This window comes from Micromonospora sp. NPDC049366, from assembly GCF_044466625.1.
In the GTDB taxonomy this organism is placed as follows: domain Bacteria; phylum Actinomycetota; class Actinomycetes; order Mycobacteriales; family Micromonosporaceae; genus Micromonospora.
Window position 1 is genome coordinate 275121 of the sequence record NZ_JBITMV010000007.1, and the last position, 11889, is coordinate 287009.

10 protein-coding genes are annotated in these 11889 nt (G+C 75.9%); 3 read left to right on the forward strand and 7 right to left on the reverse strand.

Annotation, left to right across the window (positions count from 1 at the left end; genetic code table 11):
* The first annotated feature begins 31 nt into the window (after positions 1–31).
* Positions 32–1012 carry a helix-turn-helix domain-containing protein gene (locus ACIBTV_RS13190; protein ID WP_396704413.1) on the forward strand — a complete coding sequence of 327 codons (981 nt, stop codon included), beginning with the start codon at positions 32–34 and terminating at the stop codon, positions 1010–1012.
* Positions 1013–1064: 52 nt separating this feature from the next.
* Here the strand turns inward: ACIBTV_RS13190 and ACIBTV_RS13195 are convergent, their stop codons facing one another.
* The 5 genes from ACIBTV_RS13195 to ACIBTV_RS13215 all read right to left on the reverse strand — a co-directional run bounded on the left by ACIBTV_RS13195 (position 1065) and on the right by ACIBTV_RS13215 (position 7752).
* Positions 1065–4787: a S8 family serine peptidase gene (locus ACIBTV_RS13195; protein ID WP_396704415.1), complete on the reverse strand. Its 3723-nt coding sequence runs from the start codon at positions 4785–4787 to the stop codon at positions 1065–1067.
* Positions 4788–4976: 189 nt separating this feature from the next.
* Positions 4977–5861: an NAD kinase gene (locus tag ACIBTV_RS13200; protein WP_396704417.1), complete on the reverse strand. Its 885-nt coding sequence runs from the start codon at positions 5859–5861 to the stop codon at positions 4977–4979.
* A 67-nt stretch (positions 5862–5928) separates the two neighbouring features.
* A complete protein-coding gene (locus tag ACIBTV_RS13205; RefSeq protein ID WP_396704419.1) occupies positions 5929–6783 on the reverse strand; it encodes a TlyA family RNA methyltransferase in 855 nt (284 codons plus the stop codon).
* 14 nt (positions 6784–6797) lie between these two features.
* Complete coding sequence (locus ACIBTV_RS13210) at positions 6798–7139, reverse strand: hypothetical protein (protein ID WP_396704421.1); 342 nt, start codon at positions 7137–7139, stop codon at positions 6798–6800.
* Positions 7129–7752, reverse strand: a complete 624-nt coding sequence (locus tag ACIBTV_RS13215) for a phasin family protein (protein WP_396704423.1) — start codon at positions 7750–7752, stop codon at positions 7129–7131. Before ACIBTV_RS13215 ends, ACIBTV_RS13210 begins: the two co-directional genes overlap by 11 nt.
* Before the next feature lie 115 nt (positions 7753–7867).
* On the opposite strand from ACIBTV_RS13215, the gene ACIBTV_RS13220 reads away from it, so the two are divergent.
* Positions 7868–8206 (forward strand): SCP2 sterol-binding domain-containing protein, encoded by a 339-nt coding sequence (locus ACIBTV_RS13220; RefSeq protein WP_396704424.1) that lies wholly within the window; start codon positions 7868–7870, stop codon positions 8204–8206.
* A gap of 70 nt (positions 8207–8276) precedes the next feature.
* Here the strand turns inward: ACIBTV_RS13220 and ACIBTV_RS13225 are convergent, their stop codons facing one another.
* Both ACIBTV_RS13225 and ACIBTV_RS13230 read right to left on the reverse strand, forming a co-directional pair.
* Positions 8277–9296: an HAD-IIA family hydrolase gene (locus ACIBTV_RS13225; protein WP_396704426.1), complete on the reverse strand. Its 1020-nt coding sequence runs from the start codon at positions 9294–9296 to the stop codon at positions 8277–8279.
* On the reverse strand, positions 9293–10291 hold the full coding sequence (locus ACIBTV_RS13230) for a Replicase polyprotein 1ab (RefSeq protein ID WP_396704445.1): 999 nt from the start codon (positions 10289–10291) through the stop codon (positions 9293–9295). The genes ACIBTV_RS13225 and ACIBTV_RS13230 overlap by 4 nt, the downstream gene beginning before the upstream one ends.
* On the opposite strand from ACIBTV_RS13230, the gene ACIBTV_RS13235 reads away from it, so the two are divergent.
* Positions 10256–11749: a hypothetical protein gene (locus ACIBTV_RS13235; protein ID WP_396704429.1), complete on the forward strand. Its 1494-nt coding sequence runs from the start codon at positions 10256–10258 to the stop codon at positions 11747–11749. The genes ACIBTV_RS13230 and ACIBTV_RS13235 overlap by 36 nt on opposite strands.
* Positions 11750–11889 lie beyond the last annotated feature (140 nt).

Here is an 11889-nt window from a genome sequence, read left to right on the forward strand (position 1 = left end):
CCCGCGCGGTGGCGTCGTACAGTTCAGCCCCGTGTTGGACGTGATCGGCCTGACCCCGGACGACGAGGAGCTCTACCGCTGCCTGGTCCGGCTGACCGTCGCGTCGGTCGACGAGCTGGCCGAGCGGCTGGACCGACCCCGCGCCGCGATCCTCGGCGGGCTCGACGCGCTGCGGGCCAGGGGCCTGGTCGTGCCCGCCGGCCCGGAGCCCGACGCGCCGCTGCGCCCGCTCGCGCCGGACATCCCGCTCGGCGCGGCGCTGCTGCGCCGGCAGGAGGCCCTGGAGGCGGCCCGCGCGGCGGTCACCCAGCTCACCGAGGAGTACCGGGCGGGGATGCGCCGGCACAACGCCGACCACCTGGTGGAGGTGATCACCGGGGCGCAGGTCCTCCGCGAGCGCCTGCGCGACCTGCAGAACGGCGCCCGCACGGAGGTGCTCTGGTTCTGCCGGGCCAACCCGCTCGCCATGCACGGCGAGGACAACCTCGAGGAGTTCGACGCGCTGGCCCGCGGGGTCCGCTACCGGGCCATCTACGAGCGGAAGATGCTCCTCGAACCGGGCGCGCTGGAGGACGTCGACCGGGGCGTCCGCGCCGGTGAACAGGCCCGGGTGCTCGACCGGCTGCCGGTGCGGCTGGCCATCGTGGACGGTACGACGGCGGTCTGCCCGCTGGTGCCCGACCGCGGCAGCGGCGAACCCGGCGCCGCGGTGATCGGCCGCAGTCAACTGCTCGACGCGCTGATCGCCCTGTTCGAGAGCCACTGGCTGATGGCGACCCCGGTACGTTCCGCCGCCCTGCCCGACGACGACGGCGGCGGCTACCGGCCGGACGCCGACGAGACCCGCCTGCTCTCCCTCTTCGTGGCCGGGGTGCCGGACAAGTCCATCGCCTCCCAGCTCGGGGTGAGCCGGCGCACCGTCCAGCGCCGCCTCGCCGACCTGATGGCCGTGGCCGGCGTCGACACCCGGCCCGGGCTGGCGTACCAGGCCGCCCGGCGCGGCTGGATCTGACCCGGCGGACGAGGGGGCGGGGCGACCCGCGGCCGCCCCGCCCCCGCCCGCGTCAGCGCAGACCGTACGCGTCGATGACGGTCTGGTCGACGCTGTTGCCGGCCCGGTCGCTCGCGTGCACCCGGAGCGACACGGTCCCCTGGCCGGCCGGCACCGTGGCGGTGTACCGGTCGCCGTGGCCCTGCACGGACGCCGTGCGCCAGGTCCGCCCGCCGTCGAACGACACCTCGACCCGCACGCTGGTGCCGGTCGGCGCGGACACCCCGGTCGGCTGGCGCAGCGTCAGGCCGAGCTTGTGCGACCGCTTGCCGGGCACCTCACCACGCAGGTCGGCGGGCACCTGGTAGTCGACCTGCAGCAGCGGCAGCGCCGTGGCCTTGTCCCCGGCCGGGCGGGCCGAGGTGAACTGCCAGGCCGTCTCGGTGCGGGTGGCGTACCGCCAGTCGGCCGAGGACCGTGCCGTGGTCACGTCCAGGCGGTAGCGGGCCGGCCCCGCGGTGGTGGGCACCGGCGCCCACCCGTCGGAGAGGTCCGCGATCTGCGTCCCGTCACGGCTGACCCGGGCCTCGACGATGTCCGACTCCTCGCTGCGTCCGGCCACGGCGTGGTGACCGTCGGCGTCGACGAACTCGGGCACCCACAGGTCGAGGTTGTCACCGGTGCGGGTGGGCACCCGCGCGCCGGTCGCCGGCACCGCCGGCCGGATCACCGGGGTGTGCCAGCTCTCGGTCACCCGGTCGTCGGCGTCGTAGCGGCGGGGCGCCTCGGCGAGGCCACCGTCGAGCTCCCCCCACTGCATGAACATCAGCTTGTGCAGCACCCGATGCTGCCACCAGGTGTCCCCGGCGCTGACGAACTCCTGCCGCGTCGTGCCGGTACGCACCATCCGCTGGTCGTCGTTCCAGGAGAACTCCTGCCACGGCAGCCAGCCGAACCGCTGCTCGGTGGCCCAGTCGGCGCCGGTGGCCGCATAGCTGGCGGTCACCTCGGCGGTGTTCTTCGGGGTCACCGTGTGCACGATCCGCTCCGGCACCCGCCCCTTCGACACCTGCCACACGTCGTACAGGTAGGGGCTGGCCACGGTGAGCGTCAGGTCCAGCGTCGCGCGGCCCGTGCGGGCCGCCGCGACCAGCCGCTGCCCGTCGTCGTACGCGACCACCATCGCCGGGATCGGCAGGCGGTCGCCGATCGGACGCCACACCGTCCAGGCGCTGATGTCCGCCGGCCGGACGATCAGCACCGCGGCGGCGCCGGCGGCCGCGGCGGCGGCCACCTGCTGCTCCTCCGAGCGCTCCGGGTCGGCGGTGAGCAACGCGGCGGCGCCCCGCGCCCGGGTCAGCTCGGCGGCGGTCCCGGTGCCGGCCCAGACCAGCGGCAGCTTCCGCCGACCGGTCGGCGCCGGCGACGTGCCCATCAGGTTGATGTCGGACGGCTCGGCGACACCGCTGATCTTCGCGTCCACCATCGGCGCCACGAGCTGCCAGCGGGAGGCGAACGCGAACTCGCCCGTCCGCACCGGCCGGGTCGGCGTGACGTTGACCTGCTGCACCGTGCTGAAGGCCATCACACCGTGGTCGATCTGCCGGCCGTTGCCGAGCACCCGGTGCATGTAGTAGCTCAGCGTGTCCCGCTGCTCGGTGGGCTTCGGCGTCTCGATCCGCACCGGCGTGGCCTTGCGGGCGTCGAGCACCACGGTCATGTCCCGGTCGACGACCAGCTCCGGCTCGACGACCTGGGTCAGCTGCTCGTCCAGCGGGGCGCCGTGCTCGACCAGCGCGGTCAGCACGTACGTGCCCTCCTCGGCCAGCAGGGTGGCCTCGCCGGGCCACCAGCCCCAGTAGTCCGACTCGGGCTGCTCGCCGTTGAAGGTCAGGCCCGGGGAGAGGGCCGGTTGGCCCTGCCGGTCCAGCAGCTTGACCGTGACCTCGTGGATCGGCCCGCTCAGGGTGAGCCCGACCGGCGTACGCACCGTGACGCCGTCGGCGCCGGTGCCCACCAGCCAGCCGCCGTGCGGCCCGCGGGCCAGCTTCGCCGGGTCGGCGCGCAGCGGCACGGCCACGCTGCCGCCGGCCGGGACGGTGACCGTGCCGGACCCGACGGTGACACCGTCGGTCTCGGCCACGCCGGTGTCCGTGTTGCGCAGGTCCAGGGCGAGCCGCAGGGTCTGCGGGGCCGACGTGCCGTTGGTGTAGGTGACGCTCCGCTCGATCGCCCCGCCACCGGCGGTGATCCGTCCGAAGTCGACGGTGGCCGAGGCGTACACCCGCTGACCGAGGGCCCGAGCCACGTCGACCCGGCCACCGCCCTGCTCGAAGACGGTCAGCGACGGGTTGGCCTTCGTGGTGCTGACCAGGGCGTCCTTGAGCTTGCCGGCGGCCCAGTCGGGGTGGTCCTGGGCGAGGATCGCGGCCGCGCCCGCCACGTGCGGGGTGGCCATCGAGGTGCCCGACGCGGCCGTGTAGCGCTCGTCCACCAGCCCGCCCATCGCGGTGCCGGCGGCCCGGGCGGCGACGATGCCGACGCCCGGCGCGGTGATCTCCGGCTTGAGGCCGTTGTCGCCGACGCGCGGCCCGCGGCTGGAGAAACTCGCCAGGTTGTCGTCGCGGTCCACCGCGCCGACGGTGAGGGCCGAGGTGGCCGCGCCCGGCGAGCCGACGGTACGCGCGTCGCCGGCGTTACCGGCGGCGATCACGAAGAGCGCCCCGGTCTCGGCGGTCAGGTCGTTGAGCGCCTGGCTCATCGGGTCGGTGCCGTCGGTGGGGTCGCCACCGAGGCTCATGTTGATCACCTTGGCGCCGGCGTGGGCGGCCCACTCCATGCCCGCGATGATGTCGGAGTCGTAGCCGCCGCCGCCGTCGTTGAGCACCTTGCCGACGAGCAGCCGCGCGCCGGGCGCGACGCCCTTGCGCAGCCCGCCGGACGCGGCGCCGGAGCCGGCGATGGTCGCGGCGACGTGCGTGCCGTGGCCGTGGCCGTCGCGCGCGCTGCCGCTGCCGGAGAAGTCACGTGCCTCGACGATGCGGCCGGCCAGGTCCGGGTGGGTGTCGTCGACGCCGGTGTCGAGCACAGCCACCGTGACGCCGCTGCCGTCGCGGCCGGCCGCCCAGGCCGTCGGGCCGCCGATCTGCGGCACGCTGTGCTCCAGGGCCGGGCGGACCCGGTCGTCCAGCCAGAGGCTGGCGATGCCCGCGCCCAGCCGGGGGGTGGCGGCGGTCGTCGTCCGGGCTGCCGGCGCGCCGGCCAGCTCCGTCCACAGGCCACCGAGGTCGCCCTTGTCGACGCGCAGGGCGGCGCCGTTGATGCTCTCCAGGGGACGGGCCTCGGCGGCCGCGGCGAGCGGCCGGACCCGGCCCGCGGCCGGCTCCTGGTAGCGGACGATCAGCGGCAGGACGCCCTGCGCGGCGTCGCCGTAACCGTCGGCGGCCAACTCCTGCACGTCGAACAGGTTGCCGTCGACCACACCGGCGGAGACGTAGGGCAGGACGTCGCTGGGGACCACCCGCAGCCCGCCGTCGACCTCCAGGGTCTGGAAAGTGATCCGTTCCCGGCCCGGGGCCGGGCGGACGGTGGCGGCGACCCGGCCGGGGGCCGCCGGGGCGAGGTCGACCTGATCGCCGGTGATCAGGGTGATGCGGGTGGACGCGGTTCCCGGGGCGGTCGGGCCCGGGTCCGGGCCGGTGGGCCGGGCGGGCGGCTCGGCGGACGCCGGTGCGGCGAGTCCGACGACCAGCGCGCCGACCGCGCCGGCGGTCAGCCAGCGTGGGGGCCTGTGCATGCGATGTCGCTCCTCTACTCCAGGGCCGGTCTCCCAGAGATCGACCGATCGGAGTTTGCGACGTGGCTCACCGCACGGTCACTAGCTGGAGCACGCCGCACCGGCGACATGTCGCCAGGTGGACATCCGGCGGGCACCTGACGTCCGGTAGGTGTCCGGACGGTTACCGCCGGGTGAGAGGAGCGCCGGTCAGCGGCGGGAGCCCCGCCAGCCCTGCACCGGCAGGTCGAACTTGGCCACCAGCCGGTCGGTGAACGGCCGGTCGCGCAGGCGGACGATCCGCACCGGCAGCGCGCCCCGGCGCACGGTCACCCGGGCCCCCGGCGGCAGGTCGTAGACCCGTCGGCCGTCGCAGCAGAGCACCGCCAGGGTGGTGAACGGGTCCACGGTGATCGCGAAGGTCGACGTCGGGGCGGTCACCAGCGGCCGGCTGAACAGCGCGTGCGCGCTGATCGGCACCAGCAGCAGCGCCTCCACCTCCGGCCAGACCACCGGGCCGCCGCCGGAGAACGCGTACGCGGTGGAGCCGGTGGGGGTCGCGCAGACCACCCCGTCGCAGCCGTAGCGGGACAGGGGGCGGCCGTCCACGTCAACGAGGAGTTCGAGCATCTGCGCCCGCTCCCCCTTCTCGACGCTGATCTCGTTGAGCGCCCACGACTCGATCGTCGGCCCGCCGTCGAACTCGGCGGTGACGTCGAGGGTCAGCCGCTCGTCCACGGTGTAGTTGCGGCCGACGACGTCGCGTACCGCGCTGTCCAGGTCGCCGATCTCGGCCTCGGCGAGGAACCCCACCTTGCCGAGGTTGATGCCGAGCAGCGGCACCTTGGCCGGCCGGGCCAGCTCCGCCGCGCGCAGGAACGTGCCGTCGCCACCCAGCGCGAAGACGATCTCGGCGCCCTCGGCGGCCTGCGGGCCGGTGACCGGCACCACGCCGGGCAGGTCCAGGTCCTCGGCCTCCTCGGCGACGACCCGCACCTCGAAGCCGGCGGTGATCAGGTCGGCAGCCACCGCCCGGGCGTGCTCGGTGCTGCGTCGGCGGCCGGTGTGGGTGACCAGCAGGGCGGTCCGGCTCACCGGGCTCGACCTCCGCGCCCGGAGCGGCGGCGGGCCACGCCCGCCGTGTGACGCCCGCTGTACGCGCTCACCCTGCGACCTCCTCCGCCGCCGCGTCCGGCACCTCGCCGGCCGTCGCGGGCCCCTGCGGCCCCGCCGCGACCACCGCCCGCACCCGTTGCGGGTCGGCCTGCGGCGCGTCCCGGCGTAACCATACGAAGAACTCGACGTTGCCGCTGGGCCCCGGCAGCGGGCTGGCCGCCACGTCGGCGAGGCCCAGACCCAGCTCCGCCGCGGCGGCGGCCACGTCGAGCACCGCCTCGGCGCGCAGCTCCGGGTCACGCACGACCCCGCCGGCGCCCACCCGCTCCTTGCCGACCTCGAACTGCGGCTTCACCATCAGCGCCAGGTCACCGTCGGCGCGAGTGCAGCCGGCCAGCGCCGGCAGCACCAGCCGCAGCGAGATGAACGACAGGTCGGCCACCGTCACGTCGACCGGCCCGCCGATCGTCTCCGGGGTGAGCGAGCGGACGTTGGTGCGCTCGTGCACCCGCACCCGGTCGTCGGTGCGCAGCGGCCACGCCAGCTGCCCGTAGCCGACGTCGACGGCGACCACCTCGGCCGCGCCCGCGCGCAGCAGCACGTCGGTGAAGCCGCCGGTGGACGCGCCCGCGTCGAGGCAGCGCCGCCCGGCGACGTCCAGCCCGGCGAACGCGGCCAGCGCGCCGGCCAGCTTGTGGCCGCCGCGGGAGACGTACTCCGAGGTGGGGTCCTCGCCGGTCACCAGCAGCGCGTCGGCGGGGTCGACCATCGCGGCGGCCTTGCGTGCCGGTACGCCGCGCAGCTGGACCCGGCCGGCCTCCACCAACGCGGCGGCCTGCTCGCGGGAGCGGGCGAGACCGCGGCGGACGAGTTCGGCGTCCAGCCGGTTGCGACGTGCCATGGGTTCTCCGGTGTTCAGGCCTGGTCGATGGTGGCGAGGGTCTCGCGCAGCGTCTCGTACGCCGCCTCGTACTGCGCGATCTGGTCGGCCGGCGCGAGCGACGCTGCGTTGATCATCGCTTGGACCGCCGCGTCGACCGCGGGGTGGCTCGGTGTGTCCAGATCGTCCACCGGCGGCAGCGGACGGCCACCCGGCGGTGGGCCGGGACGGGCCGGGACACCGCCCGGCGGTGGGCCGGGACGCGGCGGGGTGCCGCCGGTCTGCGGCGGGCCGGGCCGGGGCCCGTGTGCGCCACCCGGCGGTGGGCCGGGCCGGAACGGGCCGGTCACGACCGGCTCCGCGCGCTCACTCGGCACCGCCCGGCTGCTGCTTGCGGACAACCTTCTTCGCCGGGTGGGCGGGCTCGGCGTCGCCGGCGGTCGGCGTGAGCGCCGCCGGTGAGCGACGGATCACGGCCTTGCCCGGCTCGGCCTTCTTCGCGACCGCCTTCTTCGCGACGGCCTTCTTGGCCACCGCCTTTTTGGCCACGGCCTTCTTCGCGGGCGGCTGGGAGACCGGCGCCGACACGTCGCCGCCGGTCGGCATCGGGCCGGCGGTCGTGGTGGGCTCGGGGCCGGACGGCACGGGCTCCGCCGGGCCGCTGCCGGGGCCGGTCGCCGGGGTGGCGGCGCGCGCCTCGCGCAGCTGCCGCTCCAGCTCGTGCACCCGACGGGTGAGGTCGGCGACCTCCTCGGCGGTGGCCAGGCCGACGGCGCCGAGCGCCCGGTCGACCTCGAACCGGACGAGCTTGGTCAGCGCGTCCCGGTTCGCCATGCCGGTGGAGACCAGCTCCTCACCGAGCGCCTGGAGCTGGGCGGCCGTCGCGCCGCCCGACCCGGCGAGCCGACGCACCACGTCCTGGGCCTTCTTCCGGGGCGCCTCCGTCAGGCCCATGGCCAACTCGAGGTAGGCGCGCCACGCGTCCTGCATGCCTGAGTCCTTCCGCGGGGCGGGGTGTGCAGGTCTCACGCTACCGGGCACCCCGGACCGCCCTGTGCGGTACGGTGCCGGGGACGGCGTGGCGCGCGGCAAGGAGGCGTACAGGGTGGCCACCGTGGACGAGTGTCGGCAGGCGTTGCAGGATCTCGCCGCCCGGATGGACCGCAACGCCGAGACGGTGCGGGACCGCATCGACCTGGACCGGACGCTCGCCTGCCGCATCACCGACCTGGAGACGGCCTTCCACGGCCGGCTCGCCGGGGGCCGCCTGACCGACCTGACCGACGGCGACGACCCGAAGGCCAAGATCGCGTTGAGCACCAGCAGCGAGGACCTGCTCGCGCTGGTCCGGGGCGACCTGGACATCGCCCGCGCCGTGGCCTCGCGGCGAGTGTCGATCAAGGCGAACCCGCTCGACCTCATGAAGCTGCGCAAGCTGCTCTGACCCGGTCCCCACCGCGTCCGCTCCGCCCCGGGGCTTCCGCCGCCGCTGCGGGGCGGCCGGGGGGTGCCGCTCAGGCGGGCAGGCCGAGCGTGGCCAGCGCCCGCGCCGCGTCCGGTGAACCACCCCGGATCGGCGGGACCGTCGGCGCCGACCACGCCGCCGCGCAGAGCGCGGCCAGCGCGTCCAGCGGGCGTCCCGCGCCGGTCAGCTCCAGAGCGCCGTCACGCGCGTCGACCGACCAGCCGCCGGCGTCCGTCGGGCCCGGGACCCGGACCACGGCCGCCGGGTCGAAGAGCCCCGCCAGGTCCCGCGCGACGTACGTGGGCCGACGCTGCGGGGGCGCGGCGAGCAGTTCGGGAACGTCGCTGACGCCGGTGAGCACCAGCAGGCTGTCCAGTCCGGCCCGCCGCGCGCCCTCGATGTCGGTGTCCAGCCGGTCCCCGACCACCAGCGTGTGCCCCTCGTCCACCCGGCGGGCGGCCGTGGCGAACAGCGCCGGCTCGGGCTTGCCGACCACGATGTCCGGCTCCCGGTCGAGGGCGGTCCGCAGCACCGCGACCAGGGATCCGTTGCCGGGCAGCGGGCCCCGCCCACTGGGCAGCGTCCGGTCGGTGTTCGTGGCGATCCAGGTGGCGCCGCCGCGGACCGCGACGGTGGCCTCCGCCAGCTCGGTCCAGCCGACCTGCGGCCCGTACCCCTGCACCACCGCCTGCGGCGACTCGTCGGCCCGGTCCACCGGGCTGAGACCGACGGCGGCGACCTCGGCGCGCAGCGCCTCGGCGCCGACCACGAGCACCGGGGCGCCGGCCGGCAGCCGGTCGCGCAGCAGTTCGGCGGCCGCCGCCGCAGAGGTCAGCACCTCGTCCGGCCGGGCCGGCACGCCCATGCCGGTGAGCAGGGAGGCGACGTCGCTCGACCGCCGGGAGGCGTTGTTCGTCGCGTACGCGACGGCCCGCCCCTCGCCGTGCAGCCGACCGACCGCCTGGACCGCGCCGGGGATCGGCCGGTCGATCAGGTAGATGACGCCGTCCAGGTCGAAGACGACCTGCGCGTACCCGTCGACCAGCCGGGCCCCGGCGCCTCCGGTCACCGGGCTACCGGGCCCGTCTCGTCGTGGCCCGCCGGGGCGTCGCCCCCGGCCCGGACGGCGAGGTCGGGATCGTCCGCCCCGCCGCTGCCGACGGCGTCGTCGTGGGTCACCGTCTTGAGGTCGTCGTCCTCGCGGTCGTCGTCCTCGCGGTCGTCGGCCTCGTCCTCGGCGTCGTCTTCCGCGTTGTCGTCCTCGGCGTCGTCGGCGTCCTCGGCGTCGTCGATGTCGTCGGCGTCGAGGGCGGCGGTCGCCGCCGGGGTAACCGCTGCGGGGGCCTCCGGGTCACCGGCGTCCTCGCCACCATCCAGGTCGGTGTCCGGCCGGGCCGGAACGCTCCCCGGGGCACCGGGACCAGCGGCGATCTCCTCCACCGACCCCTCGTCGTCCTCGTCGCCCTCGATGACCACGCCGTCGAGTTCGAGCAGCCGCTCGGCCGCGTCGGTCTCGCCGTCGGCGTCGACCTCGGCGGCACGGGCGAACCACTCCCGCGCCTCCTCACGCCGGTCGACCGCGAGCAGGGCGTCCGCGTACGCGTAGCGCAGCCGCGCGGTCCACGACTCGGTGGCGTCGCTGGTCAGCTCACGCACCTGGAGCATGGCGACCGCGGCGTCCTTCTGGCCCAGGTCGCCGCGCGCGCCGGCCGCGACGATCAGCAGCTCGATGGCGGTCGCCGGGTCGAGCGCGTCCCGGTCGGCGCCGCGGAACAGGTCGATGGCCCGTTCCGGCCGGCCGAGGGCGCGCTCGCAGTCAGCCAGGACGGCGAGGTGGCTCTGCAGGCCCGTCATCCGGTGGTACGTGCGCAGCTCGGCGATCGCGGTCTGCCACTCCCCGGCGTGGTACGCGGCCAGACCGACCGCCTCCCGCACCGCGGCGATCCGCGACGCCAACCGGCGAGCGGCCAGCGCGTGCGCCAGCGCCTCGGCCGGGTCCTCGTCGATCAGCTGGCCGGTCGCGACCAGGTGTCGGGCGACCGTCTCCGCGACCGGCTTGGCCAGCGAGAGCAGTTCCGCGCGGACGTCCTTGTCGAGGTCGGTCGCGACGATCTCGTCGGGCAGCGCGGGCGCCTCGGTACGCTCGCCCACGCGCTCAGCCCGCGGCGCGCGCTCGTCGCCGTCACGGCGGAAGCCGGTGCCCCCGTCGCGGCGCCGGTCGTCGAACCGGCGCTCGCCGCCACGGAAACCACCCTCGCGACGGTCCCCGCCACGCTCACGGTCCCCGCCACGGAAACCACCCTCACGGCGGTCCCCGCCACGCTCACGGTCGCCGCCACGGAAACCACCCTCGCGACGCTCACCGCCACGCTCACGGTCGCCGCCACGGAAACCGCCCTCACGACGGTCCCCGCCACGCTCACGGTCCCCGCCACGGAAACCGCCCTCACGACGCTCACCGCCACGGAAGCCACCGGGCCGGTCCCCGCCACGCTCACGGTCCCCGCCACGGAAACCACCCTCACGACGGTCCCCACCGCGCTCACGGTCGCCACCACGGAAGCCCTGCTCACGGTCGCCACCGCGGAAGCCACCCTCGCGGCGCTCACCGCCACGGAAGCCACCCTCACGGTCGCCGCTGCGGAAGCCACCCTCACGGTCACCGCTGCGGAAGCCACCCTCACGGTCACCGCCACGGAAGCCGCCGGGGCGCTCCCCACCACGGGAACCGCCCTCGCGGAAGCCGCCCTCGCGGCGGTCGCCACCGCGGAAGCCGCCGGGCCGCTCACCGCCACGGAAACCGCCCTCACGGTCACCGCCACGGAAGCCACCCTCGCGACGGTCACCGCCACGGAAACCGCCCTCACGGTCACCGCCACGGAAGCCACCCTCGCGACGGTCACCGCCACGGAAACCGCCCTCACGGTCACCGCCACGGAAGCCACCCTCGCGACGGTCACCACCGCGGAAACCGCCGTCGCGGTCGGCAGGCCGGAAGCCGCCGGGGCGGTCGCCGGCGCGGAAACCGCCCTCGCGGTCACCACCCCGATATCCACGCTCGCGGTCGCCACCACGGAAGCCACCCTCGCGACGGTCACCACCACGGGCGCCCTGGTCGCGGTCACCACCGCGGAAGCCACCCTCGCGGCGCTCACCACCACGGAAACCGCCCTCGCGGTCGCCGCTGCGGAAGCCGCCCGGCCGATCGCCGCTCCGGGCGCCACCGTCGCGGTCGCCACCGCGGAAGCCGCTGGGCCGGTCACCGCCACGGAAGCCGCCCTCACGGCGGTCACCACCGCGGAAACCGCCTTCGCGGTCGCCTCCCCGGTAGCCCTCGCGGCGGTCGCCGCCCCGGGAGCCGCCCTCACGGTCGCCGTAGCCGCGGGGCCCGCCGCGGTTGTCCCGGTCGCCGCGGTACGGCGGCCGGTCGCGGTCGTCACGCCGAGGCGCGCGGTCGCGGTCGCCAGACCGGTCGTTGCGGTCCTCGTAACGACGGGGGCGGTCGCCGCCCTGCGGTCCTGAACTCACGGGGTACATCCTTCCTCAGTGCGCCACCTCAGGCGCTACGCAGTCGAGGGCCGACCCGGATGGGGCGGCCCTCGACTGGAAGATTGTCCGGCGGTGTCCTACTCTCCCACACCCTCCCGAGTGCAGTACCATCG